The organism is Azoarcus taiwanensis (genome assembly GCF_012910885.1).
Lineage (GTDB): Bacteria > Pseudomonadota > Gammaproteobacteria > Burkholderiales > Rhodocyclaceae > Azoarcus_F > Azoarcus_F taiwanensis.
Genome location: NZ_WTVM01000005.1, coordinates 19,950 through 40,846, shown reverse-complemented (window position 1 = coordinate 40,846; position 20,897 = coordinate 19,950). Strand labels below are relative to the sequence as shown.

25 protein-coding genes are annotated in these 20,897 nt (G+C 64.0%); 15 read left to right on the top strand and 10 right to left on the bottom strand.

The genetic code is table 11. The annotated features are described in order from the left end of the window. Window positions 1-62 precede the first annotated feature (62 nt). The 6 genes from GPA21_RS01620 (at window position 63) to GPA21_RS01595 (ending at window position 5,466) form a co-directional block, all read left to right on the top strand. Window positions 63-1,244: an aminotransferase-like domain-containing protein gene (locus tag GPA21_RS01620; RefSeq protein WP_168986466.1), complete on the top strand. Its 1,182-nt coding sequence runs from the start codon at window positions 63-65 to the stop codon at window positions 1,242-1,244. 65 nt (window positions 1,245-1,309) lie between these two features. Beyond that, window positions 1,310-2,092: a class I SAM-dependent methyltransferase gene (locus GPA21_RS01615; RefSeq protein WP_168986465.1), complete on the top strand. Its 783-nt coding sequence runs from the start codon at window positions 1,310-1,312 to the stop codon at window positions 2,090-2,092. Between the two features lie 134 nt (window positions 2,093-2,226). Continuing rightward, a complete protein-coding gene (locus GPA21_RS01610; protein ID WP_168986464.1) occupies window positions 2,227-2,871 on the top strand; it encodes a MarC family protein in 645 nt (214 codons plus the stop codon). A gap of 74 nt (window positions 2,872-2,945) precedes the next feature. Then, window positions 2,946-3,233, top strand: coding sequence for a DUF1330 domain-containing protein (locus GPA21_RS01605; RefSeq protein ID WP_168986463.1), 288 nt, complete (start codon window positions 2,946-2,948; stop codon window positions 3,231-3,233). Between the two features lie 75 nt (window positions 3,234-3,308). Further along, window positions 3,309-3,692 (top strand): thioredoxin family protein, encoded by a 384-nt coding sequence (locus GPA21_RS01600; RefSeq protein WP_168986462.1) that lies wholly within the window; start codon window positions 3,309-3,311, stop codon window positions 3,690-3,692. Window positions 3,693-3,891: 199 nt separating this feature from the next. Next, on the top strand, window positions 3,892-5,466 hold the full coding sequence (locus GPA21_RS01595; RefSeq protein ID WP_168986461.1) for a SulP family inorganic anion transporter: 1,575 nt from the start codon (window positions 3,892-3,894) through the stop codon (window positions 5,464-5,466). Here the strand turns inward: GPA21_RS01595 and GPA21_RS01590 are convergent. Then, window positions 5,435-6,517: an SO_0444 family Cu/Zn efflux transporter gene (locus GPA21_RS01590; RefSeq protein ID WP_168986460.1), complete on the bottom strand. Its 1,083-nt coding sequence runs from the start codon at window positions 6,515-6,517 to the stop codon at window positions 5,435-5,437. The genes GPA21_RS01595 and GPA21_RS01590 overlap by 32 nt on opposite strands. Before the next feature lie 86 nt (window positions 6,518-6,603). On the opposite strand from GPA21_RS01590, the gene GPA21_RS01585 reads away from it, so the two are divergent. After that, on the top strand, window positions 6,604-7,074 hold the full coding sequence (locus tag GPA21_RS01585) for a MerR family transcriptional regulator (protein ID WP_168986459.1): 471 nt from the start codon (window positions 6,604-6,606) through the stop codon (window positions 7,072-7,074). On the opposite strand, the gene GPA21_RS01580 is transcribed toward GPA21_RS01585, so the two are convergent. Continuing rightward, window positions 7,026-8,027: a YihY/virulence factor BrkB family protein gene (locus GPA21_RS01580; protein WP_168986458.1), complete on the bottom strand. Its 1,002-nt coding sequence runs from the start codon at window positions 8,025-8,027 to the stop codon at window positions 7,026-7,028. The genes GPA21_RS01585 and GPA21_RS01580 overlap by 49 nt on opposite strands. Window positions 8,028-8,115: 88 nt before the next feature. On the opposite strand from GPA21_RS01580, the gene GPA21_RS01575 reads away from it, so the two are divergent. Next, the gene (locus GPA21_RS01575; RefSeq protein WP_168986457.1) at window positions 8,116-8,652 is read left to right on the top strand and encodes a diguanylate cyclase domain-containing protein; all 537 of its coding nucleotides are present in this window, start codon (window positions 8,116-8,118) and stop codon (window positions 8,650-8,652) included. A 37-nt stretch (window positions 8,653-8,689) separates the two neighbouring features. Here the strand turns inward: GPA21_RS01575 and GPA21_RS01570 are convergent, their stop codons facing one another. After that, window positions 8,690-9,397, bottom strand: a complete 708-nt coding sequence (locus tag GPA21_RS01570) for a DUF1499 domain-containing protein (protein WP_168986456.1) — start codon at window positions 9,395-9,397, stop codon at window positions 8,690-8,692. Window positions 9,398-9,528: 131 nt separating this feature from the next. Here GPA21_RS01570 and GPA21_RS01565 point away from each other — a divergent pair, with 131 nt between their 5' ends. Next, window positions 9,529-10,299: a hypothetical protein gene (locus GPA21_RS01565; RefSeq protein ID WP_168986455.1), complete on the top strand. Its 771-nt coding sequence runs from the start codon at window positions 9,529-9,531 to the stop codon at window positions 10,297-10,299. A gap of 71 nt (window positions 10,300-10,370) precedes the next feature. Beyond that, window positions 10,371-11,318 carry a hypothetical protein gene (locus GPA21_RS01560; protein ID WP_211163368.1) on the top strand — a complete coding sequence of 316 codons (948 nt, stop codon included), beginning with the start codon at window positions 10,371-10,373 and terminating at the stop codon, window positions 11,316-11,318. Window positions 11,319-11,323: 5 nt separating this feature from the next. Here GPA21_RS01560 and GPA21_RS01555 read toward each other — a convergent pair whose 3' ends face one another. Both GPA21_RS01555 and GPA21_RS01550 read right to left on the bottom strand, forming a co-directional pair. Next, entirely contained in the window at window positions 11,324-11,512 is a 189-nt protein-coding gene (locus GPA21_RS01555; RefSeq protein ID WP_168986454.1) for a hypothetical protein, read from the bottom strand. 1 nt (window position 11,513) lies between these two features. Continuing rightward, complete coding sequence (locus GPA21_RS01550; protein ID WP_168986453.1) at window positions 11,514-11,849, bottom strand: hypothetical protein; 336 nt, start codon at window positions 11,847-11,849, stop codon at window positions 11,514-11,516. Window positions 11,850-12,026: 177 nt separating this feature from the next. On the opposite strand from GPA21_RS01550, the gene pdsR reads away from it, so the two are divergent. Both pdsR and GPA21_RS01540 read left to right on the top strand, forming a co-directional pair. After that, on the top strand, window positions 12,027-12,713 hold the full coding sequence (gene pdsR / locus GPA21_RS01545; protein ID WP_168986452.1) for a proteobacterial dedicated sortase system response regulator: 687 nt from the start codon (window positions 12,027-12,029) through the stop codon (window positions 12,711-12,713). 4 nt (window positions 12,714-12,717) lie between these two features. Continuing rightward, a complete protein-coding gene (locus GPA21_RS01540; RefSeq protein ID WP_168986451.1) occupies window positions 12,718-14,340 on the top strand; it encodes a histidine kinase dimerization/phospho-acceptor domain-containing protein in 1,623 nt (540 codons plus the stop codon). A gap of 17 nt (window positions 14,341-14,357) precedes the next feature. Here GPA21_RS01540 and GPA21_RS01535 read toward each other — a convergent pair whose 3' ends face one another. Continuing rightward, window positions 14,358-15,296, bottom strand: coding sequence for a ribose-phosphate diphosphokinase (locus GPA21_RS01535; protein ID WP_168986450.1), 939 nt, complete (start codon window positions 15,294-15,296; stop codon window positions 14,358-14,360). Window positions 15,297-15,464: 168 nt separating this feature from the next. On the opposite strand from GPA21_RS01535, the gene GPA21_RS01530 reads away from it, so the two are divergent. Then, window positions 15,465-15,683, top strand: a complete 219-nt coding sequence (locus GPA21_RS01530) for a glycine zipper 2TM domain-containing protein (RefSeq protein ID WP_168986449.1) — start codon at window positions 15,465-15,467, stop codon at window positions 15,681-15,683. Between the two features lie 5 nt (window positions 15,684-15,688). Here the strand turns inward: GPA21_RS01530 and GPA21_RS01525 are convergent, their stop codons facing one another. The 4 genes from GPA21_RS01525 to pxpB all read right to left on the bottom strand — a co-directional run bounded on the left by GPA21_RS01525 (window position 15,689) and on the right by pxpB (window position 18,619). Next, window positions 15,689-15,925: a DUF2798 domain-containing protein gene (locus tag GPA21_RS01525; RefSeq protein ID WP_168986448.1), complete on the bottom strand. Its 237-nt coding sequence runs from the start codon at window positions 15,923-15,925 to the stop codon at window positions 15,689-15,691. Window positions 15,926-16,003: 78 nt separating this feature from the next. Continuing rightward, complete coding sequence (locus GPA21_RS01520) at window positions 16,004-16,783, bottom strand: LamB/YcsF family protein (RefSeq protein WP_168986447.1); 780 nt, start codon at window positions 16,781-16,783, stop codon at window positions 16,004-16,006. Between the two features lie 4 nt (window positions 16,784-16,787). Continuing rightward, entirely contained in the window at window positions 16,788-17,855 is a 1,068-nt protein-coding gene (locus tag GPA21_RS01515; RefSeq protein WP_168986446.1) for a 5-oxoprolinase subunit C family protein, read from the bottom strand. Further along, window positions 17,852-18,619: a 5-oxoprolinase subunit PxpB gene (gene pxpB / locus GPA21_RS01510; protein ID WP_246261679.1), complete on the bottom strand. Its 768-nt coding sequence runs from the start codon at window positions 18,617-18,619 to the stop codon at window positions 17,852-17,854. The genes GPA21_RS01515 and pxpB overlap by 4 nt, the downstream gene beginning before the upstream one ends. A 101-nt stretch (window positions 18,620-18,720) precedes the next feature. Between pxpB and GPA21_RS01505 the strand changes: the two genes are divergently transcribed. Both GPA21_RS01505 and GPA21_RS01500 read left to right on the top strand, forming a co-directional pair. Further along, window positions 18,721-20,328 carry a peptide chain release factor 3 gene (locus tag GPA21_RS01505; protein WP_168986445.1) on the top strand — a complete coding sequence of 536 codons (1,608 nt, stop codon included), beginning with the start codon at window positions 18,721-18,723 and terminating at the stop codon, window positions 20,326-20,328. A 37-nt stretch (window positions 20,329-20,365) separates the two neighbouring features. Continuing rightward, window positions 20,366-20,884 (top strand): retropepsin-like aspartic protease family protein, encoded by a 519-nt coding sequence (locus GPA21_RS01500; RefSeq protein WP_168986444.1) that lies wholly within the window; start codon window positions 20,366-20,368, stop codon window positions 20,882-20,884. The last annotated feature ends 13 nt before the right edge of the window (window positions 20,885-20,897 follow it).

The window sequence follows — 20,897 nt, the reverse complement described above, 5'->3', positions numbered from 1 at the left end:
TAGTCCGGCGCGCCTATCGTTGAAACAGGTCAAGTTGCTTGACGTTTCTTACTGGATTCGACATGGACCATCGCCCGCTGCCCAAGCTCTCGTCACGTGTGGATCGCCTGCAGGCGTCCACCATCCGTCAGATTCTTTCGGTGATCGATCGTCCAGGGATGATCTCCTTCGCCGGGGGGCTGCCTTCGCCGGACAGCTTTCCTGATTTGTCGCATGTCGATCTGCCCGCCTCGGTGCTGCAATACGGGCCGAGCGAGGGCGAGGCGGCGCTGCGCGAGCAGATCTCGAGCGAAATGAACGCGATCGGCCTGCGCTGCAGCGCCGATCAGGTATTGGTGCTGTCCGGTTCCCAACAGGGTATCGATCTGGTCGCCAAGCTGTTCATCGACAGTGGCACGACGGTGGCGGTCGAAACGCCGACCTATCTGGCGGCACTGCAGGTGTTCCGCTTCTTCGGGGCACGCTTTACGCAGCTCGATCCGCGCGAGGCGAAGGCCGGCCTCGATGCTGACGAATTGCCGGCCCTGGCTTACGCGATTCCCAGCTTCCAGAATCCGACCGGACATTGCTATGACGCCGCAGAGCGCGCAGCACTGGCGCACGCCTGCGACACGCTTGGCGTGCCCTTGTTCGAGGACGACCCGTATCGCGACCTGGCCTACGACGACTGCGAGCGCACGCCGGTCTGCGCCCGACTCGAACGGGCGCCGTGGATCTATCAAGGCTCCTTCTCGAAGACGCTCGCACCCGGATTGCGTCTCGGTTTCATGGTCGCGTCGCCCGAGCTCGTTCCCTTGTTGCTCCGTCTCAAGCAGGCGGCCGACCTGCACAGCAATCGCGTGAGCCAGCATCTGGTGCTGGCGCAGTTGCGCTCGCCCGGGCGCGCCGAGCGAATGGCGCGTGTGGTCGATGGCTACCGGCGCAAGCGCGACCGCTTCGCCGAGGCGCTCCAGCGCCATTTCGCCGATCTGGCGACCTGGGAAACGCCGCCGGGGGGGCTGTTCTTCTGGCTGGACCTGGTGGCGCCGCTGGATACCCGCGATCTGCTCTCCGAGGCGATCGAGCGCGGCGTGGCCTTCATGCCAGGGGAACTCTTCTATGCCGACAAGGCGCCGGCACATGGCACGATGCGGCTGAATTTCAGTCATGCGGACGAAGCAGCCATCGAGCGCGGACTTGGAATGCTCGCCGATCTGGTGCGGGCGCGCATCGGATCGGTTGCGCTGACGTCCATCAACGCCTGACAAGGCCTGCCCGATTCGGGCATCATGACGCTGATCTGCTGTGTGAATTCGCAGGAGCGAGGCCTATGAGCACCGAAAGCGCAGGATTGTGGGGTACCCCGCGGTTTTCCGAGATCTTCTTCGAGGTTTTCGATGCGTTGCCGCGCCAGGGGCCAGGCAACAAAGCAAGCGCGCAACGGGCGTTGGCGATGTGTGCCGGCCTGCCCCAGGCACCGGCGATTCTCGATCTCGGCTGCGGCTCGGGATGTCAGACGCTTTATCTCGCCGAGCTCACCGGCGGGAGCATCACCGCGTTGGATTCCCACGAGCCGGCGATCGCCCGCCTGCGCGCCGAGGCTGCGCGACGTGGCTTGTCCGGGCGCATCGAGGCCATGGTCGGCGACATGGCGGATCCGCCTGTGCCGCAGGCGACGTTCGATCTCGTCTGGTCGGAGGGTGCGCTCTACAACATCGGCATCGAACCCGCGCTCGATGTCTGCGCGCGAGTGCTCAAACCGGGCGGTCATCTTGTCTTCACCGATGCGGCGTGGCGGCGTGACGATCCGCCGGAGGCGGTGCGTGCCGGCTTCGAAGCGGATTATCCCGGCATGGGGCGGGTCGAAGATCTGCTTGCGCTGATTGCGCGGAGCAGGTTTGAGCTGTTGGGGCATTTCACGTTGCCCGACGAGGCCTGGTGGGACGATTTCTACTCGCCGATGGAGGCCCGCGTCGCCGACCTGCGACGTAAATACAGTGACGACTCCGAGGCGCTCGAGCTTCTTGCAGGCATCGGCCGCGAGCCGGAACTTCACCGTCTGCATTCGGATTGCTACGCCTACGAGTTCATCGTTTGTCGTCTCGGGAGCTGAGACGGATGTCCAGTTGCCTGTTGATCGCAGACGTTCAGCGCAGCTTAGTGAACGCTCGCACCGCGCTCGCTGGCCGATCCGAGGTGCTTTGACGTACCCTGAGGGTTTGTTGAACCGCAGGCTGACTGCAAACGATGAGTGTCACACCTCTTTTCGAATACTGGTTCGTCACGATGGCGGCATTGTTCGTCATCGTCAATCCGCTGACCACCGCCTTTGTCTTCGTCTCCCTCCTGCCGCGTGCCTCGGCGCAGTTGCGCAATCGAATCGCACGCCGTTCAGCCTTGATCGCAACCGGAATCTTCGTGACCTTTGCGTTGTTGGGCAGCGTGATCTTCAAACTGTTCGGCATCACGCTGGAGGCGTTCCGCATCGCCGGGGGCCTGATTCTCTTTGGCATTGCGATGGGCATGATCCGCAAGGGGCAGGACGAGGGGGAGGAAGCCGCGGGGGGAGATCCGCACGGTGATGGTCGTCTTGCGAACGATATCTCGGTGATTCCGCTCGCGATTCCCTTCATCAGCGGCCCGGGCTCGATCGCCACGGTAATGATCCTGACCAAGGAGGCGCCGACTGCCTGGCATGTTCTGCTGGTGTTTCTGTCGATCGTAGTGACCACCGGTGCGTGTTACCTGGCGATGATCTACGCGCATCATCTGGTCCGCTACCTCGGCGAAACCGGCAAGGAGATCGTCACCCGGCTGTTCGGGATCATTCTCGCGGTCATCGCGGTGCAGTTCGTGATCAATGGGGTCCTGGACGTTTACCGAAGCCTGTAGTGTGATCGGGCACGCCCAGGGCGAGTTTCAATGTTCGCGCACCGGCGGGTGCGACGCAGAAAGAGGGCAAAGGCATGGCGAATGGTTGGCTGGTGGGGCAGATCAAGGTGAAGAGTGCGGACAGTTTCGCGCAGTACCGCGAACGGGTGCCGGCGACGATCGCGCCCTTTGGTGGCGAGATCGTGTTTCGCGGTCAGGCCGGAAGGGTGTTGGCGGGGGCGTGTGACATGCCCGACATCGTCGTCCTGCGCTTCCCCGATCTGCAAGCCCTCGAAGCCTGGTATGCCTCGGCCGCCTATCAGTCGCTGATCCCGTTGCGCGAGGCGGCCTTCGATTGCGTATTGATGGCCTATGAGGGGTGACGCCCCGGGTGCGTGGGATGCGTGCGTTGCCGTGCTGGGTTAGTATTGGCGCTCGACTGAAACGGAATACTTTGCATGGCGTCCATCGAGATCACCTCCGAGAACTTCTCCTCGATCCTGGAGAACAACGACATCATCTTTCTGGATTTCTGGGCAGAATGGTGCGGGCCATGCAGAGGGTTTGCGCCGATCTACGAGGCGGCAGCGGAGGCCAACCCGGATATCGTTTTCGGCAAGGTCGACACCGAGGCCCAGCAGGAGCTGGCGGGGACTTTTCAGATTCGTTCGATTCCAACCATCGCCGCCATTCGCGAGGGGGTAATGGTTTTCCGTGAATCAGGCGCCCTACCGGCCTCGAGCCTGGATCAGGTGATCGATGGCGTGCGCCGGCTCGACATGGCGGAAGTTCGCGCCGAGATCGCAGCACAACAAGCAGCGCAGCAGGCGTCGCAGCAATGATCAGGGTCGCGTGACGGCAGCCGGAACAGTCAGTCGCAGAAGATAAAAAACATAATTTCATCGAGAGAGCAGCAGTCCCCCGCGTAGCGCTTGCCTGTCTGACGAGTGGGCGTAGCAGTGGCGAGCGACGCGGGCATGAGTCGCCGTGCAATCCTCGGGATCACGAGTGATGCAGGCGCGAGAAAGGGGGAGGGCTCGAATGAACGGTTTGGGTGGTGTCGACCGGATTAGGGGGGACCTGTTCGGCGGCTTGACTGCGGGCGTCGTCGCATTGCCGCTGGCGCTTGCGTTTGGTGTGGCTTCGGGTGCCGGAGCGGCCGCTGGTCTTTATGGCGCAATCGCACTGGGCTTGATCGCGGCGCTTTTCGGCGGTACCAGGATGCAGATCTCCGGGCCGACCGGTCCGATGACCGTGGTGTTTGCATCGGTGCTGGTGGCGGTCGGCGGCGACATCGCGATGGCGATGGCGGCGGTGCTGGTCGGTGGCCTGATTCAGATCGGACTCGGTCTGTGCAAGGCCGGCGGGCTGGTCCGCTTCATCCCCTACCCGGTGGTGTCCGGTTTCATGAGCGGCATCGGGGTCATCATCATTCTGTTGCAGATCGCGCCGGCAGTTGGTGCGCGGCCGCTGTCTTCGCCACTCGAAAAAGTCCTGTCCTTGCCCGAGACGCTGGCAGCGTTCAATTGGCAGGCGGCGCTCCTGGCGGCGCTCACGCTGATCATCGTGTTCAAGACCCCGATGCGTTACAGCCGCATCGTGCCTGCGCCTCTCATCGCGCTGATCGCGATCACGTTGTTCTCGGTGCTGTTCGGTCTCCAGGTGCCGGTGATAGGCGAAATTCCGATGGGCCTCCCGGAGCTGACCATCCCGAAGTTCTCGATCGAGACCTGGACCACCATCCTTGTGCTGGGCGGTACGCTGGCACTGCTCGGCAGCATCGACAGCCTGCTGACTTCGCTGGTGGCCGATTCGGTGACCCGTACCCGCCACGAATCCAACCGCGAACTCATTGGCCAGGGGGCGGGCAATATTCTGTGTGCCTTTGTCGGTGGGTTGCCCGGCGCGGGCGCGACGATGCGGACTGTGGTCAACATCAAGGCGGGAGGCCGTGGCCGTCTGTCGGGGGTGGCCCATGCCCTCTTCCTGCTAGCCCTGCTGCTCGGAGCTGCTCCGTTGGCGACCCAGATCCCACTCGCGGTGCTCGCCGGGATTCTGATCAAGGTTGGGGTCGACATCCTCGACTATCGGCTATTGAAGCTGTTGAAAAGCGCGCCACGAACCGACGTCGCCGTGATGGGCGCGGTGTTCGGACTGACAGTGTTCGTTGATCTGATTGTTGCGGTCGGTGCGGGTGTGGCGATGTCCATGGGTCTGATCATCCACCGCCTGATCCAGCAGGTCAGCTTCAGTGTCAAGCCGGTCGCAGAGGGGCCGGGAAGTGCCATGGAGGGGGCCGTGCGAATCATCGAGATCGACGGGCCGTTTTTCTTCGGCTCAGCGAGTCGTTTGCTCGACCGGGCGGATCAGGTCATGGAAACCGGGGCCGTGGTGTTCGACTGCACCCGGGTTCCGTTCATGGATCTGTCAGCTCAGTTCGCGCTGGAGGAGATGATCGAGCGCCTCAAAGATATCGAGATTCCAGCATTCGTCGCAGTCGCGGACGATCAGTACGAAGCGCTGGCCCGCTTGAAGGCGCCGCATATCCCTCCCAGCATCCTGTTCCGGGATTTCGACTCGGCGCTCAGTGCGGCGCGGGGTGCGACAGGCGCTTGAAGGCGCGTCGTCCCAGTGGACGGAGGCCTGACCACAGTAGCGCTGCCAGCGCTGCCGCTTCGAGCCAGACTGGCAGCAGTTCCGCGGCTGCACCGGCCTGCGCGACAACGTCGATGCCGCTCATGCCGATGAGCGCATCGACGACAAGGCCGATCGCGATCGTGCTGCCGACGATGCCGAGCAGATAGCAACCGAGGCCGGCGGTGCCGAATTCCCGTCGTAACAGCCCGAGCGTGGCGGCGCTGGTGATCGGCCCGGCGAGCAGGAAGACCAGCACGGTGCCCGGGGACACGCCCGCCAGCAGCATGCCCGCCGCGATCGGTGTTGCGGCCGCCGCGCAAATGTAGAGCGGAATTCCGATAACCGCCATCAGAAGCATGGCCACCAGGCCGCTGCCGTGGTTCGCCAGCGTCTGTGGCGGAACCAGCGCGATCAGCACGCCGGCGATGATCAGGCCACCGAGCAGCCATGGGCCGATGTCCTCGAGCAGGTCGCCGAATGCATAGCGCATGCCGGCCCGCAGACGCGTGCCCAGCTCTTGTCCATGCGCGCCCGGATGATCGTGTTGATGGCTGCTGTCGCTGCCGCTTTCGCAACTCGAGCCACAACAACCGCCGCAACTCTTGGCGCCAGCCTGCTCGTGCGTCACGTCACGACTGCCGGCCGCGACGAGTACGCCGGTCACGATGGCGGTGGATACTGCGCCGATCGCTCGCGCGACCATCATGAAGGGTCCGAGAAGAGCGTAACTGAGGGCAAGCGAATCGACTCCGATGCCCGGCGTGCCGATGAGAAACGCGGTGGTCGCCCCGCGGCCGGCGCCGGCGCGGTGAAGGGTCAGCGCGGTGGGAATTGCGCCGCAGGAGCACAAGGGTAAGGGGGCGCCGATGACCGCTGCACGGGCGATGCCGCCCAGGCCCTCGCCACCGACCCAGCGCTTGAGCACCGCATCGGGCAGCAAGGCCTTGATGAGGCCTGAGACGATCAGGCCCAGCAGCAGCCAGGGTGCAGCGGACAAGGCCACTGGCAGGATCGAGTTCAGCAGGCTCATGGTTTTCGACCTCGACGAGAAGCGACTTGCAGTCGCACGATGATGGATCTAGTGTGAACCCTGTAATCGTTACAGGGTCAAGCGCGATGCAGACAGATTTCCGGATCGGCGAGGCCGCGCAAATGAGCGGGTGCTCGCCGGAAACCATACGCCACTACGAGCGGCTCGGTCTGCTCGGGGCTGCGCCGCGCAGTGCGGGCGGTTATCGGGTATTCGACCGGCCCACCATCGAACGACTGGGTTTCATCCGGCATGGACGCGAACTGGGTCTGGATCTTGAGACGATCCGTGAACTCCTCGCGCTGGCCGACGACCCGGATGCCGAGTGTGGCGAAGCAGACCGCATCGCAGCCCGCCATCTGGCCTTGCTCGAGGTCAGGATTGCAGCAATGCAGAAGCTGGCCGAGGAGTTGCGTTCGATGACCGAACAGCAATGTGCCGGCCACCGCGTGGCCGAATGCAGAATCATCGAGGCTTTGTTTCGCGGACCCTGCGGGCTGGAGGTCGCTCAGGACGGTCGCGGCCCCGCGGTTTCGGTTGCAGCCGGCTCAGGATAAGGCGGTTCGACATCGCCCGGCTCGGGAGCGCTTGTCTCGTTGGCGGGCGCGGGCGCCTCGACGAGTTCCCGGTGCACGCACACTGCAGTCGCGCGTGGGCGTATCCGGACGCCGCGAGACTCGGTGTGGGCGCGGGTAAAGGCTGCGCCGAACAATAGAATGAGTGCGGAGTAGTTCACCCACAGCAACAGCAGGGCGAGCGAACCGGCCGCGCCGTAGGTCGACGCGGTTGCGGTGTTGGCCAGATAGAAGGCGATGCCGAGGCGCCCGACCGAGAACAGGAGTGCGGTGAGCATCGCGCCGGGAAGGACGTCGCGCCAGGACAACTGGACGTCTGGCAGCACGCGGAAGATCGCGGCGAAAAGTGCGGTGGCGACCGCGAGCCCGATCAGGCTCTCCAGGCCGACCAGAATGAAACCCGGTATCCACAGCCAGTCACCGGCGAGTGCGATCAGCGCACGCAGACCCACCGTGAGCAGCAGCGAAACCAGCATGATGAAGCCGATCACCAGCACGACGGTGAGCGACAGCACGCGTGACACGATGAACAGGAGGATGCTGCTCCGGCTTGGCTTGGGCGCCACGCCCCAGATCGCGTTCAGAGAGATCTGCATCTGCGCGAAAACCGTCGTCGCGCCGAATATCATCGCTCCGAGTCCGAGGAGCGTCGGCAACAGGCCGGACTGGTCGATCTGGCTGCTCGCGACCGCGGTCTGTACCGCCTCGGCTGCCTGCGTGCCGATGGTGTCCTCGAGCTGCGCCGCGATTCGTCCCTCGGCGGCTTCCTCGCCCAGCACGAGGCCGACGATGGTGACCGCGATGATCATCACCGGCGCGATCGAAAACACCGTGAAAAAAGCCAGCGCCGCAGCGAACACGAAAGCGTTGCCATCGAGCCAGTACGAGAGGGATCGTCTGAGGACCCGGAACCAGAAAATAATCGTTTGCCACATGATCTAGACTGCGAATATCACTACCGCATGCTTGAGTGTCTGTGTCATTGTCCGGTAACACAATGGCAAGCGCAAACCACTGTCCACCATGACACCGAATTCCACGTTTCGCCGTCGTGCCGACAAGGAGGCTGGTGAGGCCATTGCGCAGCCTTCCGTCGTCAGTCAGCCGAGTCGGCGAATGCTCACGGGGCGAGCGGATGTGGAAGCGATGGTGGATGCCTTTCTGCGGGCGGGGATTCCGGTTTCGGTCTGCGTTCTTGCAGTCGATGGTCTCGCAAGCTACACGGAGAGCTTCGGCCTGGAAGAGCGACGGCACATGCTGTCGCGCTTGCGCTCGCTCGTGCTCAACAATGTGCGCGTCGAAGATGTGTTCGGCGAGATCGGCAACAGCCGCTTCGCGCTGTTGTTGCCGGGTATCGTGGCCGATGGCGCGGTACTGGTGGCCGAACGTCTTCTGCTCGCTTGCCGACTTGCAGCCTGGAATTGCGCTCCGGTCTCGCTGAGTCTTGGCGTGACCGCTGCGCGTCCTGGATGCCTGGCCGACGAACGTCTGCAGGCTGCCGAGTCGGCTGCCATGCTCGCATCACAGACCGGCGGAGCGCGAGTGCTGACCGCCGCTTGACGACGCTTCCCCTGGGCGGCGCATGCGGCCGGTTTTGTCAGCCCTTGAGCTTTGCCTTGTAGTCGCGAATACGCTGGGCATTGACGCCGAGATCGTTGCTGCCGACTCGTGACTTCGAGCGCACGTCGATGCGACTGACCGGCCCGTCGGCACGGATCCGGATCACGACGTCGTCCTTGAATCCGAACCAGAAACTGGTGTCGACCGCTTCGATATGGCCCGCTTGGAGGTCGTTGGCGGTGATCTCCCAGTCCATCGCGCGCGCGGCCGCCAGGGCGCGCTCGAACGCAGCTTCCGGCCCCACAGGCAGATAGCTCGGCACGATGTCGGGGTAGGATTCACGCTGCAATGCGGCGACCGGTTCGCCGGCATGGCTGACCGGATTCTCGGTGGCCGTGCGCAGTTGCGCCGCGGCGACAAACTGCGGCGGGTCGGCCAGGTCGGTGGAGATGTCGTGAATCGTCGGCACCTTGCTCGCCTGGATCAGGCCTTGTATCGGCAGTGCAAGCGCGGCGATGACGATGACGAAGGCAATCATCGACGTCGGCCGTTGCGCACGGTGCTTGGCCGAGATCAGGGTGCCTACGACCACCATGAGCACGAACAGGCCGATACAAAGCCCTAACGCGAGCAACTGGAAGCCGGTGGCGAAGTTCCACAGTTCCCCGCGGGTGCCGAATGCAGCGCCCGCAATGAGTACGACGGTGAGAAGGGATCCAGCAAAGGCGATGGTCGGAAGCTTCAAGATGGTTCTCCAGGAAGATCTTGTCGGGCTGCTATGCTTGAATTTTAGGCTGCGGAGCGAGACTCACCGTGACCTGCGTCAATTTGCGTAATGCAGATCATTTGGTCAGCGCGTGTCGACTGCGGATTGATGTGGTCGCCCGACTCGGTTGGCTGTCGTTGCTGACCTACCCCGGCTCAGTGCTTGCCGATACGGCTGACTCCGAACAGTTCGCGGTGTTGTTCATGCTGTTTCTCGCGGGTTTCACAGCTGTCATGCTGCTGTCAGCCATCCCGCGAAACGTCAGGCCCGATGTGGTGACTCCGAGCATGCTGAAGGCCTACGCCCGTAGCAAGGGACTGGTCGCAGAGGTCGTGCAGAATGGCGCGATGACGGTTCGCCGGCTGCGTGGCGTCTGGCGGCGTCTGCGCAGGCGTGATCCGTCGGAAGGTCAGCCTGGACTCGGCGAGGTGGTGTTTCGTGGCACGCTGAATGGCTTGCCATTTGTCATCGACGAAGTCTGGCACAACCGCTGGCTGGGTAACGCCTGGCAGCGCCGGCTCTATCTGCGGATGGCGGTGGAGTTGCCCGAAACACCGCCGGGGCTGGAAGTGAGACCCGGTGGCATCTGGGCGCGACTGAGCGGCAAGGCGGGCTTGCGCCGGGTTGGCATGACGGCGCACGAGGGCGTGCTCGTGGCCAGGTTCTCCAGGCGGCCGGTCGATCAGGCGCGTGAGCGCATGTTCCTGAATCACGAGCGCAGGCGTCTTCTCGAGTCCGCACAGGCGACATTCGGCGGCGTGCATGTCCATGATGGACGTCTCTACCTTGTGCATCCGCGATTTCAGGTGAACGTGCCGGTACTCGATCGCATGTATCATGGGCTTGCCGAGCTTGCCGCGGAGATCAGCCGGAGCGCGTAGAATCCCGGTTCATCTCCGAGCCCTCCGGCAAGCCCACCCAGTTTTCAGCATCCATGTCCTCCGAAACCTCTTTGACACCATTGTTTCAGGCCGTCCGGCGTTTCGCCGGGGAGGTGTGGTCGGTCTATTTCACCTTGCTCAAGGTCATGGTGCCGGCGCTCATCGTCGTCAAGCTGCTCGACCTCGTCGGCGCCACAGCAGTGCTGGCGCAGGGTATCGGTCCGTTGATGCAGCTCGTCGGACTGCCCGAGAGCATGGGTATCGTGTGGGCGGCAGCAATGCTGACCAACATCTACACCGGCATGATTGTTTTCGTGGAATATGCCGCTCATGAGCCATTGACGGTCGCGCAGGTGACGGTGCTCGGCAGCATGATTCTGGTCGCCCACTCACTACCGGTGGAGGGCGCGGTCGCACGTGCGGTGGGCGTGAGCTGGCGTGCGACGATTGCGCTGCGGGTGGGCGGTGCGCTGGCGCTCGGTATGATGCTCAATCTTGCCTATGGCCTCAGCGGCACGCTTCAGGCCGAGAGTCGTTTGCTGTGGCAGCCTTTGCCGGTGGACGATTCGCTCGCGATCTGGGCGCTGGATCAGCTTCGGCTCTTGCTGTTCGTTCTGGTCGCGATTGCGACGCTGATGGCGCTGCTGCGACTGCTGCGCGTGCTTGGTGTCGAGCGGCTGATGCACTGGCTGCTGTCACCGGTACTGCGCCTGATCGGCATCCGGCGCGAGGCTGCCAACATCACCATCATCGGCACCACGCTTGGCCTGAGCTACGGTGCCGGCCTGCTGATTCGCGAGGCACGCCAGGGTGCGTTGAGCCGGCGAGACGTGTTTCTGACCATGGGGTTCCTCGGGCTGTGTCACAGTGTGATCGAAGACACCTTGCTGATCCTGTTGCTCGGTGCCGATCTCAGCGGCATCCTCTGGGCGCGGCTTGCATTTGCGCTGCTGGTGATTGGAGTGCTCGCGAGGTTGTCCTTCCTTGATCGCAGGCTCGCTGCGCCCGAAAGGCCCTAGGGCCGTCAGGCCAGCCAGGCGACAAGCAGGGTGGCCAGCGCGATTGCGGCGCCTACCGTGGCGATGCGCTGCGGCCAGCGACGGAGGGGGCGCCCTTGGGCGATGCTGCCGAGGCAGTCGGTGGCGGGCCAGGCGCATTCCACACCGAGAAACTCCTGGCCACGACAGGCGCGACAAGACTTGCGGGTCAGCATCTCAGCGCTCCTCGATTGGGGTGGGCGGCATCGGGCTGGCGCCGATGCGATGCAGCAACGCGAGTTCGAGCACCGTGGGCGCCAGCATCGCCGAACAGCGGTCGTCGCGTCCCGGCGGGAGCTCCCGCTCAATGACGGTGTGCACTCCCGGAAGTATGTCCGGACCTTTCGCCGATGCGTTGCCCGCGAGCAGCAGTACGAAGGCCGCAAAAACGAGATTGATCGCAATGGCGGTGGCGAACACCCGTGCGATGAGACTGAACAGCTCGATGATGAAGGGGCGCTCGCGGGGCGCTTCCTGGTCCTGCGGGTTCAGTGTCGTGGTAGCGGTGCTCATGATCGTCTCCGTGCGGTTTGCGATGAAGCCATTTGACGCCCCGACAGGGGCAGCCCAGGGCGGGGAACATGGCAAAGTGACGATCAAAGGTGGCAGCAAAATGGCAAGCGCAGGGGCCCTCGGGCCGGAACGCGGGGCTTTGGTATAGTCGAACCCTCCCAAGCAGGAAGTCATGCCATGGCACGCAGGATCGCAATCGTCGAGGATGAGGCAGCCATCCGCGCAAACTACGCGGAGGCCCTCGCAAGGCAGGGCTACGATGTCGCCGCCTATGCGGATCGTCCGGAAGCGCTGGCGGCGTTCAAGTCGCGCCTGCCCGACCTGGCCATCATCGACATCGGCCTGGGTGACGAGCCGGAAGGCGGTTTCACCCTGTGCAGCGAGCTGCGTGCGATGTCGATGAGGCTGCCGATCATCTTTCTCACCGCACGCGACAGTGATTTCGACATCGTGTCGGGCCTGCGACTCGGTGCCGACGACTATCTCACCAAGGACGTCAGTCTGCCTCACCTGCTGGCGAGGGTGGCCGCGCTGTTCCGTCGCGTCGAGGCGCTGGCGGATTCACAGCCCAAGGAAGACAGGCTGGAGCGAGGTCCGCTGACGCTGGACGTGATGCGGCTCGCTGCGGAGTGGAAGGGCGAGCCGGTGGCGCTGACCCTGACCGAGTTCTGGATGGTGCACACCCTGGCGCGCAATGCCGGCCATGTGAAAAGTCGCGACCAGCTCATGCATGACGCGAGACTGGTCGATGACGGCACCATCACCTCGCACGTCAAGCGCATCCGGCGCAAATTCCAGGTGGTCGATGCCGGGTTCGACAGCATCGAAAGTGTCTACGGCATGGGCTACCGCTGGAAGGTTTGAAAACATGAGTCTCGGTTTGCGCGTTCGCCTGCGCACCAAACTCGCGATCCTGTCGCTGTTGCTGCTCGCGCTGCCCTGGGTGGGTTATCAGTACGTCAAGGAAATGGAGTCCTTCCTGCTCGAGGGGCAGCGCGAGGCGCTGGTGGCAACAGCCAGGGCGGTGGCCACTGCCCTGCATGACCGTCCATTGCTGATGCGGGTCCGCCCGCGCGCCGGCGGGACTTTCTTCGGCCCATCGGGCGGCTTGCTGCCGGGCGAGGAGCTGCTCGAACCCGCGTTGCCGGCACCTTTCCAGCCCCGCCCGGACCCGCTCGCGGTGGCAGAGGTCGAGGCGATTCTGCGCGGGCTGGAGCGCACCACCTCGCGCATCTGGGTGGTCAATCGCGATCTGCGCGTGCTCGCCCAGGCCGGCGACCTGCAGGTCGGGCAGGCAGTGGAATCCACTGGCTGGACTGCGTTCTGGCGCCCCTGGCTATCGCGCATGGTGACGCCACCGGGTGGGGAGGAAGAGATCGTCGAAACCCTCGATGCAGTCGTGACCGGACGCGAGATCGTCGATGCGCTGACCATGGGCGCGCCCGGTTCGCGTGTTCGCAGAATCATCGATGGACAAACGGTCGTGGTGTCGGCGGCGCACCCGATCTGGAGCGGTCATCAGGTGCTTGGAGCGGTGGTGGTCGAAGAGAGCACCCAGTCGATCCTGTCTCTGCGTAACCGGGCGCTGGAGCGCCTGTTTCTGCTCACGCTGGCGGGCTTCGCGCTGGCGGCTGTGCTGGTGTTCGGTTTCGCGCAGCGGCTGTCTTCACGTATCAGGCGGTTGAGCTCGGATGCCGAGAACGCGATAGACAATCGCGGGCGTATCACGCCCAACCTGAGCGGTTCCGAGGCGGGTGACGAGGTGGGTGATCTGTCGCGCAGTTTCACTCGCCTGCTGGAACGGCTTTCGCGACACCAGAACTACCTCGAGAGCATGGCGAGCCGCCTGTCGCATGAGCTGCGCACCCCGATCGCGGTGGTGCGCTCCTCACTCGAGAACTTGCGTACCGAACCCCTGCCCGAAGGGGCCCAGACCTACATGCAGCGTGCCGACGCCGGCCTGTCGCGTCTGTCGCGCATTCTGTCGCGCATGAGCGAGGCGACCCGCCTCGAGCAGGCGCTGGCGGCCACCGAGACCGAGCGCTTCGACCTCAGACTGGTGGTGGCAGAGTGTGTGAACGGCTATCGAATGGCATATCCCCAGCAGCGCATCGAATCATCGTTGCCGGGCTATCCGGTGTGGGTGCGCGGTGCGCCCGATCTGGCCGCGCAGATGCTCGACAAGCTTGTGGAGAATGCCGCCGACTTCGCGGTGGCCGACACGCCGCTGGAGATCAACCTCGCCTTCGACGGCGCTGGCGCGAAGCTGTCGGTGACGAATCGAGGCCCGCTGCTGCCGCCCGAACTGGAGGGGCAACTCTTCGAGTCGATGGTGTCGGCGCGCAAGCGCGATGGCGGCGGTGAACCCCACCTCGGCCTCGGTTTGTTCGTCGCCCGCATCATTGCCGACTTTCATGATGCGAAGCTGGCCGCCAACAACCTGCCGAGCGGCGACGGTGTGTGTTTCTCGGTGGCCTTCCGGCTCGCCTGAACCGGACGGCTTGCTGATCAGAACAGTGCGCCGACGCTCTCGCCGCTGTGGATGCGCTCGATGGCGGCGCCGAGCAGCGGCGCGACGCTGAGGACGGTGATCTTGTCCAGGCGCTTGTGCTCGGGCACGTGAACCGTATTGGTGACCACGATCGACTGGATGTCGGCATCGCGCAAACGCTCGATTGCCGGACCACACAGCACGCCATGCACTGCGCCCACATGGATGCTGCGCGCACCGGCGGCCTTGAGCGTATCGATGGTTGCAACGAGGGTGCCGGCGGTGGCGATCTCGTCGTCGAAGATCACCACGTCACGACCACTCACGTCGCCGACTACCTGCCCCTGTTTGACGTCGGTGTCGCTGACTCGACGTTTGTCGATGATTGCCATCGGCACCCCCAGACGCTCGGAGAAGCGGCCCACACGCTTCGCACCGCCCGCGTCGGTGGCCACCGCCACGATCGAGGACAGATCGTGGGTCTTGCGAAAGTGGTCGACGATGATCGGGATCGCGCTGAGATGGTCGACCGGCACGCTGAAGAAGCCATGCACCTGGTCGGCATGCAGATCCATGGTCAGCACCCGGTTGGCGCCGGCGGTGACCAGCATGTCGGCAATCAACCTGCCGGTGATCGAGATCCGGGGCGCATCCTTCTTGTCCGATCGCGCATAGGAATAGTAGGGGATGACCGCGGTCACGCGACGTGCCGAAGCGCTGCGCAGCGCGTCCAGCGTGATCATCAGCTCCAGGATGTGGTCGCTTACCGGTTCGGAAAAGGACTGGACCACGAACACATCCCGCTCGCGCACGTTCTCGCGAACCTGCACATGCAGGTTGTCGTTGGAGAAGCGCGAGATCGTGAGCGGACTGGCATCGATGCCGAGGCGCTCGCAAATCTCTTCGGTCAATGCGGAGTTGGAGCCGCAGGTGAAAATGCGCAGAGCGTTGTTCATGAGTGGGGGTGCGGAGCTCGAGATGAGCGGAATGTTACAGCCCCAACAACTTGAAACAAAGCGGTTGAAACGTGAGCTGCCGCTTGTGATCTGATTGGTATACCGAATCACGTGTCCGCTGTGCCCCGCGCAGCGTAGCGGTTTCAGCCACCAACAAGGAGAACGATCATGAAAACCCGAATTCTGCTACCCCTCGCGATTCTCGTTTTTGCCACCACCGGCTGTGCCACCTGGGACAGCATGAGTTCGCGCCAGAAGAGCGCGGTCGTCGGTGCCGGCGTGGGTGGTGTGGCCGGTGCCGTGGTGACCGACGGCGGTGTCTTGGGCACCGTGGGCGGCGCCGCAATCGGCGGTGTGATCGGCGATCAGGTCGGCAAGCAGCGCTGAGGGCCTCAGCCCTTTGACGAGGAAAGCGCAGCCATGATCTTCACGGTCAGGCGCTGCGCTATCGGAATCGCAATGAAGGCGGCAATCGCCGCCAGCGGCCAAACCATGATGAAGTTCTTGGCCCATAGCGCGACATAATTGCTCGGGAAACCGAGATTCAGCCAGGTGATGATGCCGGTCATCAGGAAGGCCATGATGCCTGCCATGATGACCGGCTGAATGTGTTGCGGCTTGAGTTTCATTTCGAGCGCCTCGATGTTTATTAGCCGCTGATTATATAATGCGCAACCGGTGTTTCCCGGTTGTGTCGACAGGCTGTCTCAGCGGCGGCCCAAGGTTGAGAGTTGGGCCAGCGGCTTCAACTCGCAGCCAGAGTCTTCGAGCGCCTTGCGTACTGCGCGGGCGACCTCGACCGCATGTGCGTTGTCGCCGTGCACGCAGACACTGTGAAACGGCACCGCCAGACGTCGCCCGGACATCGACACGATGCCGCCCGCGTCGAGCATGCGCAGTACATGGCGCACACACTCCCGGGTGTCGGTGAGTACCGCGCCCGGCTGGCTGCGCGGCACAAGATGCCCTTGTTCGTTGTAGGCGCGGTCGGCGAACACCTCGCCGGCGACGACGAGACCTTCGTGTTCCCCGGCAGTCACGAGCTTCGAGCCTGCGGGAGCGAGCAGGATGAGCTCGGCGTCGAAAGTGCGCACCGCGCGTGCAAAGCGGTTTGCCAGCGCCTCGTCCTCGGCCGCCATGTTGCTGAGCGCTCCGTGCGGTTTGACGTGCGTCATCGTCATGCCCTCGACCCGCGCAATTCCGGCCAGTGCCGAGAGCTGGTAGAGGACTGTTGCCTGCAACTCGTCGGCCGCCATCTGCATCGGCCGGCGACCGAATCCTTGCAGGTCGGGATAGGAAGGGTGGGCGCCGATACTCACACCGGCTTTCTTTGCCGCGTGCACGGTGCGACGCATGACCAACGGATCGCCGGCATGAAAGCCGCAGGCGATGCTGGCACTTCCGACGATGCCGAGCATTGCGGCATCGTCGCCCATTTTCCAGGCACCGAAGGATTCGCCGAGGTCGGCGTTGAGGTTGAGTTGCATTTGGCTATTCTGTCATATCCGGTTGCGCGCCGCCGCTGCGGGCTGCATCGACGACCCCGCTCACCAGGTTGCTGCGGTAGAGGGCATCGATGTCGATCGATTGCCCGGAATCCGGGGCACAGGGACGGATGCTCTGGATCGCCCTGGCCAGGCGTTGCGCGCTGTCGCGGGCGGCGGTCACACCCTCGGCGGCGCTGACGGCGGTGAAGCGGATGCTCGCCCCCGGCGGTTTTCCGGCCACGCGATCGAGGTCCGCACTGATTATGGTGGCGATCTTGGGGTAGCCGCCGGCGGTCTGGGCGTCCGCGAGCAAGGCGATGGCTTGCCCGTTGCCCGGGACCTGAATTGCACCGGGGACGATCGCGTCCGAAACGATCTCGCTGTCCATTCCGGGCAGATGGGCGATGGCGGGGCCTTCCAGGCGAATCCCCATGCGATCGGATGCGGTGCCCACCCGGTAGTCACCGGCCAGCAATGTGGCCAGGCCGGCATCACCGAAATGATCGAACTGAGGGCCGGGTACGACGCGGATTGGTCTGTCCTCGGTCGTCCAGGGGGCGGGGAGTTCAAGCTCGCGTCCGTCCGGCACGTCGGTCGCCACCGGCAGCTGGTCGCCGGCGCTCAGCGCACGCCCGGCCAGTCCCCCGAGCGCCGCGCGGGAATAGGTCGAGCAACTCCCCAGCACCGGCACCAGCTTCAGTCCCTGGATGGCGATCATCGCAAGGCGGCCGGGTCCGATCGACACCACGCGCAAACGCTCACCCGGCGCGAGCGTGACGCTTCGCCAGGCGGCAAGGGTGACACGCTCATCGCCGCGAATCAGTTCCAGGCGTGCCGACCCTGCCACCGCGATTCGCACCGATCCGCCGACCGCCGCAAGGCACTGTCCGCCGTCGTAGCATTCGACGACCGGGTGGTCTGCAGAGTTGCCCGCCAGTGTGTTGGCAATCTGCATCAGCGCGGGGTCGAGGACGCCCGACGCGGGCACACCGATGCGGCGGAAACCGGGGCGACCCCGATCCTGTATCGACGTATATACGCCGGTGGCAGTAAGTTCGAGCCATGCCTTCATGCCGGCTTCGCCTCGCAGCTCGTCTGAAAGGCGCTGGCATCGAGTTCGCCGGCGGCGAGCGCGCGTTCGATTCGCGCATACTCCGTTGCCGAAACAGGATCGAAGCGTACATGGTCACCGGCCTGCAGCAAGGCCGGTGCCTCCTGGCGTGCGTCAAAAAGCGGCACCGGACAGCGCCCCAACAGGTGCCAGCCGCCCGGGCTCTCCCACGGATAGATCGCGGTCAGCCCGGTCGCGATTGCGACACTGCCAGCCGGCACCCTGGTCCGGGGTTCGGTGCGGCGCGGCAGGTGCAACGGCTCCGGCAGATCTCCCATGAAGGGAAAACCGGGCAGAAAGCCGAGCATGTACACCACGTACTCGCACCCGCTGTGCAGGTGCACGACGGTTTTCGTATCGCCGTCGATGGTGTGCGCGACGCTGTCCAGATCGGGGGCGAAACTCGGCTCGTAGCAGGCGGGCAGCAACCAGTGCCGACCTTGCAGCGGCTGCTCGAGACTACTGCCCGGCAAGGTGTTCAAGAGCTCTGTGATGCGGTCGTGATCGGTTTCGAGCGGGTCGAAGATTACCGTTAGTGAGCGAAAGGTCGGCATCGTCTCGACGATGCCGTGCAGATGCCCCTGTGCCCGCGCGGCGCCAATCGCCTGGTCGAGTGCGCTCACTGCGGCCTGCAGCGCGGGGTCGATACGGTCGCCGAACTCCAGGGTCAGCGCCGTGTCGCCGAGAGGGAGGATTCGGTAGTGCGGCATGATTCCCAGGATCATCGCCGAGCGTGCATGCAGGGTCAATCCACGGTCGATCGGGTAGAATCCGGCCTTCTGCCGGCATGTCTGTCGGCCACCCCTCCTTCAATCGATCGCCATCCATGACCAGCACCCCGTTTCCGCCCGAGATCCTGCGCGATGTCGAGAAGCGCCGTACCTTCGGCATCATCTCCCACCCCGACGCGGGCAAGACTACGCTGACCGAGAAGCTGCTGCTGTTCGGCGGCGCAATCCAGCTCGCGGGCACGGTGAAGGCGCGCAAAAGTGCGCGTCACGCGACCTCGGACTGGATGGAGGTGGAGAAGCAGCGCGGCATTTCGGTGACTAGCTCGGTGATGCAGTTCGAGTACGAAGGGCACACCATCAACCTGCTCGACACCCCGGGCCACCAGGATTTCTCGGAGGATACCTATCGGGTGCTGACTGCAGTCGACGCCGCGGTGATGGTGATCGACGCGGCCAAGGGCGTGGAAGCGCAGACCATCAAGCTGCTCGAGGTCTGCCGCCTGCGCAACACCCCGATCATCACCTTTGTGAACAAGCTCGACCGCGAGGTGAAGGAACCCTTCGACCTGCTTTCGGAGATCGAGGACGTGCTCAAGATCGAGTGCGCGCCGGTTACCTGGCCGCTGGGCATGGGCAAGGCGTTTCGCGGCGTGTATCACCTGCTTCAGGACCAGGTGCTGCGCTTCACGCCGGGCGAAGAGCGACGAGTCGACGCCGAAGTCATAAAGGGGCTGGACAACCCGCAGCTCGATACCCTGTTTCCGATGGAGATTGGTCAGTTGCGTGATGACGTCGAACTCATCGGCGGCGCTTCTGCACCATTCTCGCTCGAAGATTTCCTCGCTGGCCGGCAGACGCCGGTGTTCTTCGGCTCCGGTATCAACAATTTCGGCGTGCAGGAGATCCTGCAGTCGCTCATCGACTGGGCGCCGGCACCGCAGCCGCGTGATGCCGGCAAGCGGATGGTCGAGCCGGCCGAAGCACCGTTCTCGGGCTTCGTGTTCAAAATCCAGGCCAACATGGACCCCAAGCACCGCGACCGCATCGCCTTCTTCCGCATCTGCTCGGGGCGCTATACCTCGGGCATGAAGGTCAAGCATGTGCGTCTGGGTCGCGACATGAAGCTCGCCAACGCGCTGACCTTCATGGCCAATGAGCGAGTGCACAAGGAAGACGGTGTGGCCGGTGACATCATCGGCATCCACAACCATGGCCAGCTGCAAATCGGCGACACGCTCACCGAGGGCGAGAACCTGGGCTTCAAGGGCATCCCGTACTTCGCGCCGGAACTGTTCCGTGCCGCGCGCCTGCGCGACCCGCTCAAGACCAAGCAGTTGCAGAAAGGTTTGCAGGAGTTGGGCGAGGAAGGAGCGATCCAGGTCTTCGAGCAGGAGGGCGGCCAGATGCTGCTCGGCGCGGTCGGCCAACTGCAGTTCGAGGTGGTCGCTCAGCGCCTGAAGGATGAGTACAAGGTCGATGCGATCTTCGAGTCGGCCGAGATCTACACCGCCCGCTGGCTCACCTTTCCGGACGAGATCACCCGCCGAAATTTCGAGCGCGAACAGGCGATCCGGCTTGGCAAGGATGTCGATGGCAATCCCGTGTATCTTGCGAGTACCCGCTACAACCTCGACGTGACAATGGAAAAATGGCCCAAGGTCGGCTTCCATGCCACCCGCGAGCACGGGCAGGTGCTCGACTGAATCAGAACCCTAAGCCGCCCGTGACGGTCTGATGATCATGAGCGACGATACGACAACCCAGCGCCGCATCGGGCGCGGCATGATCGTGCTGGCCTGGCTGGCGGCGCTAGCCGTGTTGTGGCTGTTCTTCGACGATGCGCTCGACCGACGGGAGAACCCCAACCGCAACCTCTCGGTGCAGGGCGACAGCAGCGAACTGGTGCTGACGCGCAACCGCGCCGGGCACTACGTCGCGCCCGGCACCATCAATGGCCAGCCGGTGGTCTTCCTGCTCGATACCGGCGCGACCCAGGTCTCGGTGCCGGCCCACCTCGGACCGAACCTCGGACTGACGCCCGGGGCGCCAATGCAGGTGATGACCGCCAACGGTGCGGTGACGGTACGTGCGACGACGATCGACGAACTTGGCCTCGGGCCATTCCGGATCCACAACGTCCGCAGCCATCTCAATCCGGGGTTTCGAGACGAACAGGTTTTGCTCGGCATGAGTGTGCTGAAGCATCTGGAATTCACCCAGCGCGGAAACACCCTGATCCTGCGCCCGCACGGGGGCTGAAAAAAAGCCCCGC